An 18112-nucleotide genomic window follows, 5' to 3' on the forward strand; every position below is an offset into this window, starting at 1 on the left:
AGAATAGAACCGGCGACGGCTGCTGTTCCAGTAAGAAGTCGATGTTGATCATGATACGAAAGGCACGTGATGTTCGACCTGCGCGAACTCAGCACACCTGTTCTTTCCGCCCCGATGGCCGGCGGGCCGTCGACACCTGAGCTCGCCGCGGCGGTGTCGAACGCCGGCGGGCTCGGTTTCGTCGCGGCCGGATACCTCACCGCGGACGCGTTCGCCGACCGACTGCGCGCCGCGCAGAGGCTCACCTCAGCGCCCGTGGGGGCCAATCTCTTTGTGCCCCAGCCCAGTGCGGCCACACCGGACGCAATCGCGGCATATGCCGCGACGCTGGAATCAGAAGCCCAGCGCTACGGGGTCAGCCTGGGCGCACCACGATTCGACGACGACCACTGGGTCGCCAAGCTCGACGTCGTACTCGACCTGCGGCCTGCCGTGGTCTCGTTCACCTTCGGGCTGCCCAGCGCCGACGAGCGACGCCGCCTCACCGAGGCCGGCATCGCGACCGCAGGTACCGTCACGACGCTGTCCGAGGCGCGGGCCGCAGCGGACGTCGGTGTGGACGTCCTTATCGCGCAGGGCCCGTCGGCGGGTGGACACCGAGGCACATTCGACGCCACCGCGCAGCCATCGGAAGAGTCATTGGACGATCTGATCGCCACGCTCACCGCCAACCTGGACCTACCGGTCGTCGCGGCCGGCGGGTTGATGACCGCCGGCGATGTCAGTGGGGTACGGCGCGCCGGGGCGGTGGCCGCGCAACTCGGAACGGCTTTCCTGCTGGCCGACGAAGCGGGGAGCAGCCCCGTCCACCGCGCCGCGCTGCAGGATCCCCAGTTCACCGAAACCGCCGTCACCCGAGCGTTTTCCGGCCGGTATGCCCGCGGTCTGCGCAACCGATTCATCGTCGAGCACGAAGCCGACGCTCCGTTCGGCTACCCCGAAGTGCACTACATGACGAGCCCGGTGCGAGCGGCATCCGTGCGTGCGGGCGATCCGCATGCGGTGAATGTCTGGGCGGGAACGGGCTTTCGGAAAGCGAGGACCGGTTCGGCGGCAGACATCATCGCCACCTTGGTCGGCGCGGACTGATGATCCCGATGACGCGGCGGCAGTTCACGCTGGGACTCGGCGCGGTGACCGCCGCCCCCCTGCTCGCCTCCTGCGGTGACGGCGGTGGGGGCGGAACGTCCAGCCAACATGTCCTGGTGGTGGGTGCCGGGATCTCGGGACTGAGCGCCGCCCGGCGTCTGGCGGACGCCGGGGTGAGGGTCACCGTGCTCGAAGCCCGTCAACGGATTGGCGGACGGACGTGGACGGACACCTCGCTCGGGCTGCCGATCGACCTAGGCGGCGCCTGGATTCACGGCCCCGAAGGCAACCCGCTGACAGAACTCGCCGAACAGGTCGGGGCGCGCACCGTCGGGACCGACTTCGACGACACCGTCGTGCTTGCGGACGGCACCGTGGTCGACCCGGCATCGGTAGATGCCGCAGGCCAGGAGTGGGTGCGGATACTCGACGACGTCGACGGCATGACCGCGACGGCAACCCCCGATGCGTCGCTGGCTGACGGACTCGCCCAGACCGGCGCAGACTTCGACGACCCGCTGATGCAATGGATCGTGGCCGGGGCGATCGGCGCCGAGTACGCGGCCGACCCCGACGAACTGTCGCTGCGCTGGTTCGGAAACGAAGGCGAATTCGGCGGCGGTGACCTGATCCTGCCCGGCGGATACCGCCAGATCGTCGACCACGTCGCACGAGATCTGACAATCGAGCTGGGCGCCGAGGCGGCCAAGATCGCCTACGGCGATTCGGGAGTCACGGTCGAAACGGTGCAGGGGAGCTTCCAGGGTGACCGCGTGATCGTCACCGTCCCGCTGGGTGTGCTGAAAGCCGGCACCATCGCCTTCGACCCCGTGCTGCCGCAGGCCAAAGTCGACGCGATTCAACGCCTGGGCTTCGGAGTGCTCGACAAGGTGGTGCTCACCTTCGACGAGCCCTTCTGGATCGAGCAGTTCGGCGCGCGAACCGACATGATCAGCCTCGCCGGTGAGGACCAGCCGGCGTCGGATCTGGTCAACGGTATGAGGTTCGCCGATGCTCCGGTGCTGATCGGTTTACGCGGGGGAGCGAACGCCCGTATCCGTGAGGCGGATTCGGACAAGGAATCGGTGGCTCAGCTCGTCTCAGCTCTCCGGGCGCCCGAGCCGACCGGCTTCCTCGTGACCCGGTGGGCCGCCGACCCGTACGCCCGCGGCTCCTACAGCTTCCTGGCCGTCGGGTCGAGCCCCGACGACCAGGAGGCGCTGGCCGAGCCTGTCGGCGAACGGCTCGGCTTCGCCGGTGAGGCGACCAATCCCGAGTATTTCGCCACCGTGCACGGGGCCTACCTCAGTGGATTGCGGGAAGCCGACCGAATCCTCGGGACATAACCCGCCGAAACTGCATTCCATGCGGCCCTTTCGCCGAACTGGGCGCATGGAATGCAGTTTCGGCGGTCAGCCCAACTCGTTGACGACGACGTCGCCGGTTTCGGCCCGACCCGTGATCACCGCCGCGGCATTCTCGCGATCCCTGGTCTGCGGCACCTCGACGACCGCCGAGTTGCCCGGCAGCGCCGTCGTGGCGTCGACGAAGTAGGGTCCCGGCGGCGGTAGCGAGATCACGACATCGCCGTGTTCGGTCGTCGCATCCACGGTTTGCGGCGGTTCGGCGAAGTCGACGCTGACGTCGCCGGTCGTCGTCGCGCGGAACGATTCAGTGACCGCGATCGGCTCGCGCGTGGTGACATCGCCGTGTTCATTGGTGATCTCGACTCGTCGGGCTGAGCCGCTGAGAACGACAGCCCCCTCCACCGTTCGCGCCGTCAACTGGTCGATGTCGGCCTGCGCGAACAGAACTCCCATCTCCTGCTGGGTGGTCACCGAGACTCTGCGGGCAAGCTCCGGGGGCAACACCACGGTGATCTCACTGGCTCTGCCCCACCGCAGAAATTCCGCGGCTTCGCCGTCGATGGTCACCCTCGCAGTGGTGCCGTCAGCGGTGACCGCCAGGGGATGGGAGCCCGCCCGGGTGGAATTCACCATGCGCATGTCCACCCGCGGTTCACGCACCTCACGGTCGGTGGTGATGCGCACGGCGGCGGGTACCGACCCGGTGTCGACCGTGACCGAGGTGAGCGTGTTCGGTAGTGGCATCGAGTCTTTGACGACCCGGAATGTGCTGATCCCGAATGCGGCCGCGCCCAGTGCCACCACGACGGCGATCACCAGCGCGGTGGCGGCGATGATGAGCAGTACCCGGAACGCGCTGCGGCCGCCGGGGGACAGTGGAGGTGGCGGCGACGTGGGAGCGGGAGCAGGGACGGGCGAGGGGGAGAACGTGGTAGTCACGGGAGTCCTTTCAATGCTTCAGGATTCGAGGTATCGCAGCACCGCGAGGACACGGCGGTTCTCACTCTCGTCGGGAGCGAGGTTCAGCTTGGTGAAGATGGAGGCGATGTGCTTCTCGGCCGAGCCGACCGACATGTGCAGGGCCGTGGCGATGGCGGAGTTCGTCTTGCCCTCGGCCATCAGCTGCAGCACCTCGTTTTCGCGCGGTGTCAGCGCGTCGAGCACATTGCGGCGGTGTGAGCGGACCAGGATCTGCGAGACCACCTCGGGGTCGAGGACCGTCCCACCGGAGCCGATGACACTCACCGCGTCGAGGAATGCGGGCACATCCGCGACCCTGTCCTTGAGTAGATATCCGAAACCTCTTGTGTCCGAGGCGATCAGATCAGCCGCATAGCGCTCCTCGACGTAGTGCGAGAGCACGAGCACGGGCGACTCAGGGTTCTGGCTGCGCAACAGCGCCGCGGCGCGGATGCCCTCGTCGGTGAACGTCGGGGGCATTCGGACATCCAGGATCGCTAGATCGGGTCGCATCTCGTTGACCAGACGCAGCAGGTTCGTCGCATCGGGCACGCCGGCGATCACCTCGTGGCCGGCGTCGGTGAGGATCCGCTCGATTCCTGCCCGCAGCAGAGCCGAGTCCTCGGCGATCACGATCCGCATGGCAGCACCGCCGTGATGATGGTCGGGCCGGTGGCTGGGCTGGACACGGTAAACGTCCCGCGGGCGGCGCGCACACGTTCGTCGAGGCCGCGCAGGCCCGTGGCTTCCCTGTCGACGTCGTCCTCGACGATGCGCGCGCCGCCGCGGCCGTCGTCGAATACGCTGACGTGCAGTTGATTTGTGCTCTCGTCCAGGCGGACGGTGACCGCGGCGTTCGACGCCCCGGAGTGTCGGCTGACGTTGGTGAGGGCTTCGGCGACGACGAAGTAGGCGCACGCCTCGACCTCCTCCGGCAGCCGGCGCGGTAGGTACACGCTCAGCGTGGTCGGCACACCGGAGTTGACGGCGCGCTGCACCACCGCCGACAGCGCCGCGTCGAGTCCGCGGTCGGACAGGATCGTCGGGGCGATGCCGCGCACCACATTCCGCAGTTCCACCAGAGCGTTCTTGGCGTCGTCGTGGGCCTCGGCGATCAACGCCTTGGCCGCAGGCAGATCGGAGTCGAGCTTGGTCTGCGCGAGCCCGATCGTCATCGCCAGGGACACCAGGCGCGGCTGCACGCTGTCATGCAGATCGCGTTCGATGCGGTGCCGTTCGGTCTGTGCGGATGTGACCGCTCCCTCCCGTGCGTCGGAGAGTGCACTCACCTCGTGTTGAAGTGCTGCGGTGGGCGACGGGGGCAGCAGCCAGCGGTCGATCGTCGCGTCCAGGGCGGGTGCGAAGATCACCAGAGCGGCCGCAGCGGCGATGGCCACCACCGCCAACACCACGGCGAGCGGAGTCGGCATGAATGACAGTCCGGCGTCGGGGTCGCTGTGACCGATCGCGATCGCCGCCGCAGGTGCCAAGAAAGCGAACGCCAGCAGCGCGAATACCAGCCCGGTCACGAACGCGTCGTAGAGCATTCGCAGGTAGTGATGGCCGATCGCCTTCCAGAACCGGCCACTGCTGACGTCCAGCCAGAGTTGGTGTGCCCAGCCCTGGAAGCCGGTGTGATGCGAGAGCCGGCGCGGCGGGACGCCGATGCCGAAGCCGAAGACGGCTTCGCTACGGATCCGCTCGATGTAGTCCACGCCGCGCATCAGGTAGATGAAGACAACCGCCGACACCGCAAAGCCGATGACGCTGGGGATCGACGAGAGGCCGATCACGAGAAGCGCCAACGGAATCCAGAACCACACCACCGCGATCGCGCCGCCCACGAGCAGGGACGCGCTGGCCGCGGCGCTGAACGGCCGGGTGCGAGGTGGGGCGGGCGGTTCGGCGTGGTCGTACACGTCCACCGGGGCCGTCGGGATGGTGTCTGTGTCGGTGACTGCGGACATGACACCAACCTATGGACCGACGCGCAACGGCGATACAGCGTTTTCCCGAGATTCCCCCGGGGGATAACCACCCCTTCCGCCGGCCCGGCACCGCGAGCGCGGGCCCGGCACCGCGAGCGCCGGCCCGGCACCGCGAGCGCGCGTGTCTGCGCATCGACACGCCGCCAACCTTGGCATTTTGCGCGCGCTCGCGGTCGCCATACTGGTCGGCATGACCGCCGAAACGGCCAACGAGCGTCCCGCGATCCTGGGATACCTCGGGCCCAACTGGTTCGCCTCGGTGATGGGCACGGGCATTGTCGCCAATGCCGGTGCCACACTCCCGGTGCATGTGCCCGGCCTGCGCACGTTCGCGCTTGTGGTGTGGGTGGCGTCGGCACTGTGGCTGGTGGTCGTGGTCTTGGCGATGCTGGCGCACTGGCTGCGCAACCCGACGGTGGCGCGCAGCCATCACCGCAACCCCACCATGGCCCACTTCTACGGTGCCGCTCCGATGGCCTTGCTGACCGTCGCCACCGGGGCGCTGGTGGTCGGCCATGACCTGATCGGAGCCCGGATCGCCGTCGACCTTGCCTGGGTGCTGTGGGCGGCGGGCACGCTCGGCGGGCTGTTCACCGCGATGAGCATTCCGTACCTCATGTTCACCCGATACCGCGTCGAACCGGATGCCGCGTTCGGGGGCTGGCTGATGCCCGTCGTGCCGCCGATGGTCGCGGCCGCCACGGGCAGCCTCCTCATCCCTCACATGGCCCAAGGCCCGGGCCGCGCGACGATGCTCTACGGCTGTTACGCGATGTTCGGTCTGTCGCTGGTGGCCTCGCTCATCATCATCACGATGGTGTGGAGTCGTCTCGCGCACTTCGGTACCTCCGGCACCGCGCGCGTTCCCACGCTGTGGATCGTGTTGGGCCCTCTCGGTCAATCCATCACCGTCGCAGGGCTTCTCGGCACCGATGCGGCGCTGGCCGTCGACGGCGAGCTCGCCGGCGGGATGCGGGTGTTCGCCGTTCTCTACGGCGTGCCGGTGTGGGGTTTCGCGGTCTTGTGGATCGCGCTGGCCACCGCGCTGACGGCGCGCACGCTTCGTCGCGGGATGCCCTTCGCGCTGACGTGGTGGAGTCTGACGTTCCCGGTCGGCACGTTCGTCACCGGCACGACACAGCTCGCCGTCCACACTTCACTGCCCGCGTTCCGCTACGCCGCCGCGGTCGCCTATGTCGGACTACTGTGCACGTGGGTGCTGGTCGCGGTCCGCACCTGGCGGGTCGGCGTGCGACGCGGACTCTTCACGCCGCCGGGCACTGACCCGGTCCGCGCGTATAAGGACCCGCCGGCCTAGACACATTTAGCCGACGTGTCAGAATCGCCGACGTGCGTATCGGGATGACGATGCCGGTGATGGAGCCCAATCTCGACAGGGCCACGTTGAAGTCGTGGGCGCAACTGGTCGACGGCGGTCCCTTCTCCTCGCTGTGCTGGGGCGAGCGCATCGCGTTCGACAATCCAGAGAGCCTGACGCTGCTCGGTGCGCTCGCGGCGTGGACGGACCGGGTGCGGTTGGTGACGACGGTGGTGATCCCGCAGCTGCACGACCCGGTGATGCTGGCCAAACAGCTGGCGACCGGCGATCTCCTCTGCGGCGGGCGGCTGACAGTCGGCGTCGGCGTCGGTGGGCGCCACGAGGATTACCTCGCTGTGGGTGCCGACCCGTCCACGCAGACGATGCGTCAGATGGCCGAGCGCGTGGCCGTCATGAAGCGCGTGTGGGCGGGGGAGAAGATCACCGATTCGACGCTGCCCGTGGGCCCGCCGCCGGTGCAGCCGGGCGGCCCCGAGTTGCAGGTCGGCACGTTAGGGCCCAAGACGATTCGCAGTGCCGCCGCCTGGGCCGACGGTGTCGCCGGGATGACGCTGGATCTGGCCCTCGACAAGCAGAACGAACTGTTCGACGTCGCTCGTGACGCGTGGCGGCAGGCGGGAAAGGCGACCCCGCACCTGGCCACGTCCTTCTGGTTCGCTCTCGGCGACGGCGACGGGCCGCGCGAGCAGGTGCACCGCCATCTGCTCCGATACATGAACTGGATCCCGTCGGAGTTCGTCGACTCCATGGCGCCGACCACCGGCTTCGCGGGCACCGTTGATGACCTGCGCGGCGTGCTGCAGCGCTTCGCCGACATCGGCACCGACGAGGTTCATCTGATCCCGACGAGCTCGGACATCGATCAGGTACGCCAGGCTGCCGAGGTGGTTGCCGACCTGGGCTGACCAACGGCAAGCTTCTCGCATGCACACCGCCAAAGCGTTGCCGCCCATCGTGTCGCGCGCCGAATGGGAAGTCGCACGCGCCGAACTCCTCGTGCGGGAGAAGGAGCTGTTCCGGCTGAAAGACGCTGTCAGCGCTCAGCGCCGCAGGCTGCCGATGGTCCAGATCGACGAACCCTACGTCTTCGACACCGAATCAGGGCCACTGACCCTGCTCGACTTGTTCGACGGCCGCAGCCAGTTGATCGTCCAGCACTTCATGTTCGGATCCGATTGGGACGAGGGGTGTTCCGGCTGTTCCATGATGGCCGACCACATCGGTCCGCTGTCGCATCTTTACGCCAAAGACACGTCGCTCGTACTGGTGTCCCGTGCACCGGTCGGCAAGATCGTCGCCTTCAAGGACCGGATGGAATGGGACCTGCCATGGGTGTCATCCGGCCGCAGCACGTTCAACGAGGACTTTCGCGTCACCGTCGACGGCGAAGAGCGTCACGCGATCAGCGCGTTCCTTCGTGACGGCGACAGGGTTTTCCACACCTGGCAGACGTTCGACCGGGGCGAGGAACCCTTCATGGTGGTGTTCGATCTGCTGGACGTCACCGCGTACGGCCGGCAGGAGACGTGGGAGGACTCACCGCAGGGATGGCCGCAGAAGCCACCCTATGAGTGGATGCGACTCCACGACGCGTATGAAAGCTAGCGCAACCACTTCCACGGCTTGTCCCAGTGACCCGGGGGAACTCCGACCCACTGACCGATGTGCCCGGGCGGCACGTTGACGATCTGTCCGACATGCCCCGGCGGCGGCGGCGCGGGCCACCAGTGTGGATCCGCAGCAGCCTGACCGGCGCCGGCCAGCACACCGACACTTAACCCGCCGGCGGCGATCGCGGCCACCACATACTTCTTCGCCTGCATCGTGCACTCCTTGCCTGATTGGATGCTCGTTTCAGGGTGTTCTTCGGTTATATCGCGAGCGGCATCTAAGCCGTTAACCCATGGCGGAGTTGAAATAGTCCCAAGGACGAAGTCTGACGCCAACGATAAATTCTGGATCCAGTGCAGCAAACGGTCTGGGGCGAGTTACCGCAAACCGTGCTGGTCGAGCGCTTACTTAGCCCGCCGCTGTTTTTGCTGCTCAGATCCAAGAAATTTCGGGATTTGATCTTGAGAGATGTGGGGTAACCCCCGCAGCACACGATGTAGGGCATTACCGGTGAGCTACAGCAACGCCGTGTCGCGGCGAGAAAGCGAGACGCAGATGAGCGCGCAAGGGCTGAGTCCTGAAGAGTTGATGGCAGAGAGCGCGATCGCGCTGCCGGACAAAGAAGTGGTGTCGATCCTCGACCTCAACGCCGATGTCGACGTGGCCATCGATGCCGCGTCACCCATCGATCTGGCTGCCGCGGCGAATCTCAACGTTGCGGCCCCGATCGACGCCGCCGCCGGTGCCAACGTCCTGACCTACGGTTCGGGAAGCCAGGCCACCGTGGATCAGGGCACTTCGATCGAGCAGATGCTGGATGCCGACGCGTATGCCACCTCCACTCAGGTCAGTGGCATCGACCAGGGCGGCATGGACACCGACGACGACGAGGTTCCTGACGGCGGCACCGGAACGGACGACGGTGGAACAACGGAGGGAACCGGCGTGACGGACACGTCGGTGGACACCAGCCCCGGCGCGCTCCTCGACGGCAACCTGCTGAATGTCAACGTCAACGTGGACCTCGATTCCGACCTCGCGGCCCCGATCAGCGGAGCGGTCGCGGCCAACGCCAACGTCGCGGCGCCGATCAACGCCGGCGTGTCCGCCAACATCGGCTCGATCGACTCCGACGCGATTTCGGTGGCCGAGCAGGACGCCATCATCAAGCAAACGGTGGTCGGAGAAGCCGTTGCCGAAGCCGATCAGAACTCCACGATCTCGCAGGGTGACGGAGACGCCGACAGCGGCACGGACGCGGCTTCGGATTCCGGATCCTCGGATGCCGGCAGTGACGGTTCCGCAGCCTGAGATACCTGAGTTAACCGAGGGATTCCCGTGACCACCATGGGCGCCGAGCCGACCCAGGTCGTGCTTCGACGTGCGGACGGTGTCGAACTGATCGGCGAGATGGTGGGATCCGGATATCGGGTCCCACCATCGCTGGCCCGCCGCGCCGATGGTCAGACCGTGCAGTTGACACCGCTTCTGTATGCGGTGCTGCACCAGATCGACGGTGAGAAGTCCGCCGCGGAGGTCGCTGCTGCGGTGTCGGCGTCGACCGGGCGAACCATCAACGAGGACAACGTCTCTCAGCTCGTCGACGAAAAGTTGCGCCCCCTCGGGTTGTTGACGCTGACCGACGGTAGCCAGCCTGTCGTTCGCAAACGGGACCCTCTGCTCGGGTTGCGATTTCGCTACGCCGTCACTGACCCCGAGCGCACCAGAGCGTTCACCGACCCGTTCCGGATTCTGTTCCGGCCGTGGGTCACGCTCCCTGCACTTGCGGCCTTCGCCGTGGTCTGTTGGTGGGTGTTCTTCGAGAAGGGTCTGGCGTCGGCCGCCCATGATGCATTCGAGCGGCCAGGACTCCTGATCCTCGTCTTCGCGGTCACGATCGTGTCCGCTGGATTTCACGAATTCGGGCATGCTGCGGCGGCACGCTACGGCGGCGCCACTCCCGGTGTCATGGGGTTCGGCGTCTATCTGGTGTGGCCGGCGTTCTACACCGATGTCACCGACTCCTATCGCCTGGGCCGATGGGGCCGGATCCGAACCGACCTGGGCGGCTTGTACTTCAACGCTCTCGTCGCCATCGCGATCACCGGGCTGTGGTTGTGGCTCGGATACGACGCCCTACTGCTCGTCGTCGCCACGCAGATCCTGCAGATGCTGCGCCAACTCGCGCCGTTGGTGCGATTCGACGGCTACCACGTGCTCGCCGACGTCACGGGAGTGCCAGACCTCTACTCACGCATAAAGCCGACGCTGCTGGGTGCCCTGCCGTGGCGGTGGGGGGATCCGCACGCCCGCCTGCTGAAGCCCTGGGCACGAATCGTGGTGACACTGTGGGTGATTGTGGTCGTCCCGTTGCTTCTTGCGACCGTGGCGATCGCTGTGTGGGCGCTGCCGAGGGTGCTCGGCAGCGCGTGGGCCGGGTTGCAGAAGCAGCAGGACGTACTCGCGACGGCATGGGAGGATGGCGATGTCATTCAGATGATCGCCCGCGTGCTGGCGATGATCGCCATCGTCATCCCGGTCGCCGGAGTGCTCTACATGTTGGGCCGACTCGTGCGCCGCAGCAGCGCCGGGGTCTGGAAGTCGACTGCGGGCAAGCCCGTGATGCGCATGTTCGCCGTCGCCGCCGGCATGGCCATCGGGTGCGGTGTCGCCTATGCGTGGTGGCCGGGGGAGGCGAATTACCGGCCGATCCAGCCGTGGGAGCGTGGAACGATTGGCGACATCGTCTATGCGTTGGACGTCGGACGTTTGTCCAATTCGGCGGGCGGGGACGCAGATCCGCGCGCGGTGGCGTCGTCTCGCGCGCTGGTCAACGGTCAGCAGGGTGTCATGCAGGCGGTCTGGGACACCAGTTCCGCAATGCCGACGAAGCAATCCCCGCAACTTGCGCTGGTGCTCACCCCTGTGTCTGGGCCGGAGATGCGCGGCGGAAGCGGTGCAGGATCGACGGCGACCATATCGTCGCGTCGGGGTTGGGTCTTCCCGGTCGACAAGCCGCTGGCCCCTGAGCCCGGGGATGTCCAAGCGCTGGCGATCAACACCACAGATGGCACCACCGAATACGAAGCCGCGTTCGCGATGGTCTGGGTCACCGACGACTCCGATGCGATGAATGTCAACGAGGCGCAGGCCTACGCATCCTGCAATTCGTGTGCGGCCGTAGCGGTTGCGTACCAGGTCGTCTTCGTCGTCGACGGCGACGACACCGACGACAACGTGGTGGCCCCGCAGAACCTCGCCGGCGCGCTGAACTACGAATGCGTGAATTGCCTGACCTACGCGCTGGCGCGCCAAGTGTTCGTCACCCTCGACGAGCCGCTGTCGGAAGACACCATGCGGCAGCTCGACGAGGTGTGGTCGGAGATAAAGATGTTCGAGTTGCAGATCGAGCTCGGAATACTGCGTCCCGAGGAGATCGAGACACGAATCGGCGAGTACACCGAGCAGATCCTCGCGATCGTGGCTGCCGAACAACCGGAAGCCGCTGCGTCGCATACGGAATCGTCCACTGCGCCGACGACCACGACCAGCGGCGCGCCGACGACCACAAGTTCCCCCACGTCCGCGGTACCCACGACCTCCTCCACGTCCAGCGCGACCGCCACCAGTGCACCAGCGGAATCGACCGCGCCCACGACGTCAGCCGGCAGCACCGTCGTCGCCGAGCCGACCCCGACCGCCACGCCGGAGCCGACAGCTACGGCGGAGACCGCGACAAGCGACCCGAGCACGTCGACGGACACCGTCGTGGACAACACCGCCGACACCGACACTGGCGCCACGTCGGACGGTACTTCCTCGGCGGGTTCCGCCGAGTCGCCGTGAGGCGTGTGCGGCCTAGACCGAGACGACCTCGTAGTCGCCGAGGCGGCCGATCAGCACGTGCAGCTGGTCCTGCGTCGAGCCGAACGTGTTCTCGATGGCGGTGAGCCGTGCCGCGTAATGGGCGATCGGGTATTCGGCGGTCACGCCGATGCCGCCGTGCAGTTGGATGGACTCCTGGGCGATGTGGCGACCAGAACGGCCGATCTGCAGCTTCGCCCTGGCGGCCTTGGTCGGGTCGAGGTCGCCATCGGCGACCGACATCGCCGAGTAGAGCGCCATGCTACGGGCCAGCTCGAGCGAGACGTACATGTCGGCGGCGCGTTGAGTCAGCGTCTGGAATTTGCTCAGAGTGACGCCGAATTGCTTGCGCTGCGTGAGGTATTCGGATGTCAGGCGCAGCGCCTCCTCCATGGCCCCGAGGGCTTCGGCGCACAGGCCGGACAGGATCCGCACCACGGCGCGGGAGATCGCGCCCGATGCGTCGGTCGGCTCCCCCAGCGGTTCAGCGGACACCTTGTCGAAGTCGATCTCGGCACCGCGCTGACCGTCGAAGGTTCGATAGTTCTTGCGTTGCACCGCCTCGCCGTCGACGAGGAACAGTCCGGTACCGCCGTCGGGCAGCGCGGCGCTGACGATCAACGTGTCCGCGCAGTCGCCGGCCAGCACGGGGTTCTTCCGGCCCGAGATCGTCCACGAATCCCCTTCGCGCACAGCCTTGGTGGTGACCACGGCGACAGGTTGCCGCATTCCGGGCTCCAGGTGCGCGAACGCCAGTAGGCGCTCGCCGGCAGCCACCTCGTCCAACAGGGCCCGCTGCTCCACGCTGCCGACATCGGCGATGATCGCACCGGGGCCCAGAGCGGCATGCAGCACAGGCTCGGGTGCCAGCCGTCTTCCGACCTCGGTGAGCACCACCTGGACTTCGATCTGGCCGCCGGCGTCTTCGTCGAAGCCGAGCCCCAGGACACCGACTTCGGCGAGCTGAGTCCAGACGTCACGGCTCCAGCCGGGATCATTGTCGATGGTCTTGAGTCGGCTCTCGGGGTCGTACTTGCGCGACAGCATGTCGCGTGTGGTGTCGCGGAGCAGGGCCTGCTCTTCGCTGAGTTGAAAGTCCATGTCTTACCTCACAATCCGAGGATGGTCGACGCGATGATGGTGCGCTGGACCTCGTTGCTGCCGCCGTAGATGGAGGTCTTGCGGTAGTTGAGGTAGCGCGGGGCGCTGTGCTGGGCCCAGCCGGCCGAGGCGATGCCCTCGCCGTCGAACGGCAGCGCGTCGGGTCCGGCGACCTCCATCAACAGCTCGGTGGCGACCTGCTGCAGCTGGCTGCCCCGCAGTTTCAGTACGGACGACGCGGGATTGAGCTTTCCGTCCTTGGAGCCCGACGCCACCCGCATCTGCGTCAGTTCCAGTGCGAGGATGTCGTTTTCGAGTTCGGCGAGCCGGGCCGCGAACAACGGATCGTCGATCAGGCCGCTGCTCTGTGCGCGTTCCTTGACCTCGGAGATCCGCAGTTTGGTTCGACCCACCTGGGCAATGCCGTTGCGCTCGTTGCCCAGGAGGTACTTCGCGTAACCCCAGCCCTGGTTCTCCTCGCCGACGAGCTGGTCGGCAGGCACCCGGACATCTTCGAAGAAGACCTCGTTGACCTCGTAGCTGCCGTCGATGAGCTTGATCGGCCGCAGCGTGATGCCCGGGGTGTTCATGTCGATGAGCAGGAACGAGATTCCGGCCTGCTTCTTCGGGGCATTCGGGTCGGTGCGCACCAGGCAGAAGATCCAATCGGCGTACTGCCCGAGGGTGGTCCATGTCTTCTGGCCGTTCACCACATAGGTGTCACCGTCCCGCAGCGCGGTTGTGCGCAGCGATGCCAGGTCCGACCCGGCCTCGGGCTCGGAGAAGCCCTGGCACCACCAGATGTCCACTGCGGCCGTCGGCGGCAGGAAACGCTGCTTGAGCTCTTGAGAGCCGAACTCGGCGATCACCGGACCGACCATGTTGGCATTGAATGTCAGCGGCTCGGGCACGCTGGCCAGCTGCATCTCGTCGAGCCAGATCTGCTGCTGGATCGGCGTCCAGTCTTTGCCGCCCCACTCGACCGGCCAGTTGGGGACCATCAGCCCGTGGTCGTTGAGGATCTTGTTTGCCGTGACGATGTCGTCGCGGTTGGCCTCGGAGCCGGTGCGGGTGCGCTCGCGGATCTCGGCCGGAATCTTGGTCCGGTAGAACTCGCGAAGCTCGTCGCGGAACTCGGCTTCCTCGGGCGTGAGCGCCAGCTGCATGTGCGGCCTCCTGGTTCGTCGGCGTACCAACGGCCAGACTAACCGCTTGGTTGGGAGCCAAACAGGGTGCCCGGTGTTCTGTCACAATGCCGACCCGGTTGACCCCAGTCCCGACGCCGAACCGCGGCTCGACCACGGGCGGCCCGGTGCCGTAGGGATGCTAGCTGCGCAGCGTGAACCCGGCGTCGAGCGGCCACGAGGTGCCGGTGATGAAGGCCCCTGCGTCGGACACCAGCCACGCGACCGCCGACGCGATTTCCTCGGGTTGGACGAGCGCGATCGGTAGCGCGTTCTGCTGGGACAGCAGCCATGGATCGTTGTCGGCGGCCAGTGCCATGGTCGCCTCGTTGAGAATCATGTCCGTGGCCACACCGCTGGGGTGAATGGCGTTGACGCGTATCGAATGCGGGGCGAGCTGTTGTGCCCAACCCTGCATCAGGGCGACCAGAGCGCGTTTGGACGCGGCGTAGGCCTGAAGTCCGGCGCGATCGGTGCCGGACGCCTTGATGCCCTGGGTCGAGCTGGTCAGGACGACCGAGCCCCCGCGACCGCCGGCGATCAGCGCGGGGATGGCGGCTTCGACGGTGTTCCATGCGCCGATCAGGTTCACCTCGACGATCGACCGGAAGTCGCCGGCCCGGTCGTCGCTGTCGGTCACCCGGATCACTCCGGCGTTCGCGATGACGATGTCGAGACGACCGAATTCGCCGAGCCCGTCGGCAACGACGGAGGCCACGGCGTCGGGGTCACGGACGTCGGCCCGCCGCGCCATTATTCGACGGCCGTGCGCCTCGACCAGCCTCACGGTTTCGTTCAGATCGTCAGGGGAGGCGCCGGGGTAGCCGGTGAAGGGGAATCCTTGGCAGATGTCGAGCGCGATGACGTCGACGCCTTCACTGGCGAGCTTCACCGCGTGCGCACGGCCCATGCCCCTGGCCGCGCCAGTGACGAAGGCGACGCGGTCGGTGAGCGTGTCCATCGTCAGTCTCCGGTGCTTTCGTTCTTCGCGCCCGCGGGCGGAAAGTTGACGTCTTTGGTCACCGCTTCCCACTCGTCGATCGACGCCGAGAATGCGGCCAGCTTGTCCCGCACCGCCTTGAGCACGTCACGACCGAGCAGCAGCCGCAGCGGCGGATCATCGAGTTTGGTGACCATCAGCACTGCCTCGGCCACCTTGCGCGGATCGCCGGGAAGGTGATGGGCGAACTCTTTGATCAGCGTTTTGCGAGCCCCGACGTTCTCGTCGTAATCGCCGATCGGAGAGGATGATTCCCACATCGACCGCGCCGCCCAGTCGGTGCGGAACGCGCCGGGCTCGATCGCAGTGACCTTGATGCCGAACGGCGCGACCTCCTGCGCCAACGCCTCGGTCAGTGCCTCGAGGGCGAACTTGGTCGACGAGTAGTAGGCATTGGGCGGGTTGGCGACCAGCCCGGTCATCGACGAGATGTTCACGATGTGACCGCGGCGGCGGGCACGCATCTGCGGCAGCACCGCCTTGATGGTGTCGACGACGCCGAAGTAGTTGGTGTCGAAGAGTTTCCGGATCTGCTCGTCCTCGCCCTCTTCGACGGCGGACAGGTACCCGTTGCCCGCGTTGTTGACCAGGACGTCGACGCCGCCGAACCGTTCGTCGGCGGCACGCACGGCCGCGGTGATCTGGTCCTTGTCGGTGACGTCGAGGGCGACGATGGCCACGCGGTCCCCGAAATGGTCGGCGAAGTTAGACACCGATTCGGCGCGGCGAGCGGTCACCACCACCGATTGGCCGTCTTCGAGTGCAGCACGGGCGATTTCGCGTCCGATTCCGGTGGAGCATCCCGTGATCAACCAGCGAGCCATGTCAGATCGTCCCCTCGGGCAGGCGCCGAAGATACGCGGCGCGGCGCTGGGCAAGCTCGGTCGCCCGCTCCTGCTCGGACACCCGCGGCAGCGACGGCACCTCGTTGTCGAGATCGTCGAGTTTCACAACCCGGCCGCGCGCGCCCAGATCCTCTTTCGGCCCCTCCGGACCGAATTCGGCCATCCGCAGGGTCAGGATGCCCTCCCGAAGTCCGTCGGAGTCGATCCAATTGGCGGTGCCAGGGTCGGTGGGGGAGATGACAAAGGTGTAGGTGCCGTCCTCGTTCTCAGTGGATTGCGCCTTGTTGAGGCTGCCGGAGCGGTCTACGAGGTCCAAGGTGGTTCCCCAGATGTTGCTCAACGGGACGGTGAAATACTCTGCGCCGCCGTCGCCCACCTCCACGACGAAGGCTTCGCCCGGTTCCAGGTCGAAACGGCCCATGACATACACCTGGTTGCGCATCGCACCGACCTTGTCGGCAGACCAGGCGAGGTTGAAATGGTTTGCCGGCATCTTGTAGATGCCGTGGCTGAGCTTGCCGGTGAAGTTGGCGAAGTGGGCCATCATGTCAGCGGTCGCGTCGGCCTGCTCGTCGAGCGTCCGCGCCGGGGCCGACGGCTGCTCGCCGAGTCGTTGCACAGCAAGGTGATTGGGGTCGTCGCGGTCCCAGTTGAGCAGCACGTCGCGGATGTAGAACTCATGCGCCTCCGGCGTGGACTGCACATGGTTGGGGCGTCCGTTGGCGGGATCGGAGTCGACGGTGATAGTGAACGATCCGTCGGGCTCGACGTCCATGGTGCGGCCGTTGAGCACGGCGACGGTACCCATGTTGGCGTCCCACAGCGTGAAGTAGTTCTCCGTCATCCGGTGTGCGCCGACCCGGCCATGGATCTCGTAGCGTTCGTCACCTGAGATGGGGATGACGCGGTAGATGCTGTCCGGATTGTCGATGCCCCACCGTGATCCGGGTATGGTCCGGCCCTCGACCGGGTGTTGCAGCCGGGTGATGCAGCTGATTTTGGGCCGCAACGGATCCTGGTTCGACGACCAGATGGCGGCCGAGAACATCACCTCGGCGAACGCCGCGTCGAACACCTCGCGCATGGCCTCGGAGGGTTTCGCCCGTCCCAGCCAGTTCTCGGCGACGGTTCGATAGGCGGCTCTGACCGTCGGATGGTTCGTCAACTCCAGCGCGGCGAGCTCCTGCTCGTGTTGTGACACCGTGGCGACGGGGTGGCCGGAGAAGTCAGACACCGTGTCCTCCTATGCAGTTGCGGCGGCTCGGAATCTGTTCAGAACTTCAGGTGATGGCTGGTGTCGCCGACCTGGTCGACGAACATGATGCGGGTGTCGAACCACCAGGCGCCGTCGATGCGGTGGAAGGTGTCCCGATACCTTCCGGTCACGATGACCTGCAGCGGCAGGTCCGGAGTCGCCTGCGTCACGCAGTAGTACGCGCTGCCGCTGGCCGTACCGGCATCCTCGTCGACTCGCAGGACGACGTTGGTGGTGAAGTGTTTGGTCTTCGGGGTCCCGTCTTCGTGGAGGCGCGTCGCCATGTCGTACATCTGCCGCACCCGTGTCGTGCCTTCGAAGACTGTCTCCGGCGGACCGTCCTCCACGCCGCAGATCCGACCGTGCGCGAACAATGCGGCCACTCCGTCCAGGTCGCCTGCATCGATCCGCTCGGCGTACGTGTACACCAAGTTCTCGATCTCGCGGGCGGCGTCGCTCATCGCCGGTAGACAACCAGTCAAAAACTGTCATGTCAACGCTTGCGCGGT

The 18112-nt window shown here is 66.5% G+C and carries 17 protein-coding genes; 7 read left to right on the forward strand and 10 right to left on the reverse strand.

The annotated features are described in order from the left end of the window. The first annotated feature begins 69 nt into the window (after positions 1 to 69). Entirely contained in the window at positions 70 to 1089 is a 1020-nt protein-coding gene (locus AWC12_RS24855) for a nitronate monooxygenase (protein ID WP_420087739.1), read from the forward strand. A gap of 8 nt (positions 1090 to 1097) precedes the next feature. After that, positions 1098 to 2435, forward strand: coding sequence for a flavin monoamine oxidase family protein (locus tag AWC12_RS24860; protein ID WP_337360679.1), 1338 nt, complete (start codon positions 1098 to 1100; stop codon positions 2433 to 2435). A gap of 66 nt (positions 2436 to 2501) precedes the next feature. Here AWC12_RS24860 and AWC12_RS24865 read toward each other — a convergent pair whose 3' ends face one another. From AWC12_RS24865 to AWC12_RS24875, 3 genes are read right to left on the reverse strand one after another with little or no spacing between them, the layout of a single operon-like run. Further along, entirely contained in the window at positions 2502 to 3395 is an 894-nt protein-coding gene (locus AWC12_RS24865) for a hypothetical protein (protein WP_085177696.1), read from the reverse strand. 18 nt (positions 3396 to 3413) lie between these two features. Next, positions 3414 to 4058: a response regulator transcription factor gene (locus AWC12_RS24870; RefSeq protein ID WP_085177698.1), complete on the reverse strand. Its 645-nt coding sequence runs from the start codon at positions 4056 to 4058 to the stop codon at positions 3414 to 3416. Continuing rightward, positions 4046 to 5383 (reverse strand): sensor histidine kinase, encoded by a 1338-nt coding sequence (locus AWC12_RS24875; RefSeq protein ID WP_085177700.1) that lies wholly within the window; start codon positions 5381 to 5383, stop codon positions 4046 to 4048. The genes AWC12_RS24870 and AWC12_RS24875 overlap by 13 nt, the downstream gene beginning before the upstream one ends. Before the next feature lie 211 nt (positions 5384 to 5594). Between AWC12_RS24875 and AWC12_RS24880 the strand changes: the two genes are divergently transcribed. Genes AWC12_RS24880 through AWC12_RS24890 form a run of 3 tightly spaced genes read left to right on the forward strand, consistent with a single transcriptional unit; the run spans position 5595 to position 8348 of the window. Further along, positions 5595 to 6722: a TDT family transporter gene (locus AWC12_RS24880; protein WP_085177767.1), complete on the forward strand. Its 1128-nt coding sequence runs from the start codon at positions 5595 to 5597 to the stop codon at positions 6720 to 6722. Positions 6723 to 6772: 50 nt separating this feature from the next. Continuing rightward, on the forward strand, positions 6773 to 7648 hold the full coding sequence (locus AWC12_RS24885) for an LLM class flavin-dependent oxidoreductase (RefSeq protein ID WP_085177769.1): 876 nt from the start codon (positions 6773 to 6775) through the stop codon (positions 7646 to 7648). Positions 7649 to 7667: 19 nt separating this feature from the next. After that, positions 7668 to 8348, forward strand: coding sequence for a DUF899 domain-containing protein (locus AWC12_RS24890; protein WP_085177702.1), 681 nt, complete (start codon positions 7668 to 7670; stop codon positions 8346 to 8348). Here the strand turns inward: AWC12_RS24890 and AWC12_RS24895 are convergent. Further along, positions 8345 to 8566: a hypothetical protein gene (locus AWC12_RS24895; protein WP_024449253.1), complete on the reverse strand. Its 222-nt coding sequence runs from the start codon at positions 8564 to 8566 to the stop codon at positions 8345 to 8347. The genes AWC12_RS24890 and AWC12_RS24895 overlap by 4 nt on opposite strands. 298 nt (positions 8567 to 8864) lie before the next feature. Between AWC12_RS24895 and AWC12_RS24900 the strand changes: the two genes are divergently transcribed. Both AWC12_RS24900 and AWC12_RS24905 read left to right on the forward strand, forming a co-directional pair. After that, entirely contained in the window at positions 8865 to 9665 is an 801-nt protein-coding gene (locus AWC12_RS24900; RefSeq protein WP_234814151.1) for a peptidoglycan-binding protein, read from the forward strand. A 36-nt stretch (positions 9666 to 9701) separates the two neighbouring features. Then, on the forward strand, positions 9702 to 12200 hold the full coding sequence (locus AWC12_RS24905) for a M50 family metallopeptidase (protein ID WP_234814154.1): 2499 nt from the start codon (positions 9702 to 9704) through the stop codon (positions 12198 to 12200). Between the two features lie 12 nt (positions 12201 to 12212). Here the strand turns inward: AWC12_RS24905 and AWC12_RS24910 are convergent, their stop codons facing one another. The 6 genes from AWC12_RS24910 to AWC12_RS24935 all read right to left on the reverse strand — a co-directional run bounded on the left by AWC12_RS24910 (position 12213) and on the right by AWC12_RS24935 (position 18064). Continuing rightward, entirely contained in the window at positions 12213 to 13319 is a 1107-nt protein-coding gene (locus AWC12_RS24910; RefSeq protein ID WP_085177706.1) for an acyl-CoA dehydrogenase family protein, read from the reverse strand. Between the two features lie 8 nt (positions 13320 to 13327). Next, positions 13328 to 14485, reverse strand: coding sequence for an acyl-CoA dehydrogenase family protein (locus tag AWC12_RS24915; RefSeq protein ID WP_085177707.1), 1158 nt, complete (start codon positions 14483 to 14485; stop codon positions 13328 to 13330). A 160-nt stretch (positions 14486 to 14645) separates the two neighbouring features. Continuing rightward, positions 14646 to 15464 (reverse strand): mycofactocin-coupled SDR family oxidoreductase, encoded by an 819-nt coding sequence (locus AWC12_RS24920; protein WP_085177709.1) that lies wholly within the window; start codon positions 15462 to 15464, stop codon positions 14646 to 14648. A 2-nt stretch (positions 15465 to 15466) separates the two neighbouring features. Next, entirely contained in the window at positions 15467 to 16327 is an 861-nt protein-coding gene (locus tag AWC12_RS24925; protein ID WP_085177711.1) for an oxidoreductase, read from the reverse strand. Position 16328: 1 nt separating this feature from the next. Further along, positions 16329 to 17582, reverse strand: coding sequence for a DUF1214 domain-containing protein (locus AWC12_RS24930; RefSeq protein ID WP_085177713.1), 1254 nt, complete (start codon positions 17580 to 17582; stop codon positions 16329 to 16331). Between the two features lie 38 nt (positions 17583 to 17620). Further along, entirely contained in the window at positions 17621 to 18064 is a 444-nt protein-coding gene (locus AWC12_RS24935) for a nuclear transport factor 2 family protein (RefSeq protein WP_085177715.1), read from the reverse strand. Positions 18065 to 18112 lie beyond the last annotated feature (48 nt).

This window comes from Mycolicibacterium iranicum (genome assembly GCF_002101705.1).
In the GTDB taxonomy this organism is placed as follows: domain Bacteria; phylum Actinomycetota; class Actinomycetes; order Mycobacteriales; family Mycobacteriaceae; genus Mycobacterium; species Mycobacterium iranicum.

Excerpts from the sequence above, each read along its gene's own strand:
- AWC12_RS24855 (WP_420087739.1), top strand. The coding sequence starts at position 70 with ATGTTCGACCTGCGCGAACTCAGCACACCTGTTCTTTCCGCCCCGATG.
- AWC12_RS24860 (WP_337360679.1), top strand. The coding sequence starts at position 1,098 with ATGACGCGGCGGCAGTTCACGCTGGGACTCGGCGCGGTGACCGCCGCC.
- AWC12_RS24870 (WP_085177698.1), bottom strand. The coding sequence starts at position 4,058 with ATGCGGATCGTGATCGCCGAGGACTCGGCTCTGCTGCGGGCAGGAATC.
- AWC12_RS24875 (WP_085177700.1), bottom strand. The coding sequence starts at position 5,383 with ATGTCCGCAGTCACCGACACAGACACCATCCCGACGGCCCCGGTGGAC.
- AWC12_RS24880 (WP_085177767.1), top strand. The coding sequence starts at position 5,595 with ATGACCGCCGAAACGGCCAACGAGCGTCCCGCGATCCTGGGATACCTC.
- AWC12_RS24885 (WP_085177769.1), top strand. The coding sequence starts at position 6,773 with ATGCCGGTGATGGAGCCCAATCTCGACAGGGCCACGTTGAAGTCGTGG.
- AWC12_RS24890 (WP_085177702.1), top strand. The coding sequence starts at position 7,668 with ATGCACACCGCCAAAGCGTTGCCGCCCATCGTGTCGCGCGCCGAATGG.
- AWC12_RS24895 (WP_024449253.1), bottom strand. The coding sequence starts at position 8,566 with ATGCAGGCGAAGAAGTATGTGGTGGCCGCGATCGCCGCCGGCGGGTTA.
- AWC12_RS24905 (WP_234814154.1), top strand. The coding sequence starts at position 9,702 with ATGGGCGCCGAGCCGACCCAGGTCGTGCTTCGACGTGCGGACGGTGTC.
- AWC12_RS24910 (WP_085177706.1), bottom strand. The coding sequence starts at position 13,319 with ATGGACTTTCAACTCAGCGAAGAGCAGGCCCTGCTCCGCGACACCACA.
- AWC12_RS24915 (WP_085177707.1), bottom strand. The coding sequence starts at position 14,485 with ATGCAGCTGGCGCTCACGCCCGAGGAAGCCGAGTTCCGCGACGAGCTT.
- AWC12_RS24920 (WP_085177709.1), bottom strand. The coding sequence starts at position 15,464 with ATGGACACGCTCACCGACCGCGTCGCCTTCGTCACTGGCGCGGCCAGG.
- AWC12_RS24925 (WP_085177711.1), bottom strand. The coding sequence starts at position 16,327 with ATGGCTCGCTGGTTGATCACGGGATGCTCCACCGGAATCGGACGCGAA.
- AWC12_RS24935 (WP_085177715.1), bottom strand. The coding sequence starts at position 18,064 with ATGAGCGACGCCGCCCGCGAGATCGAGAACTTGGTGTACACGTACGCC.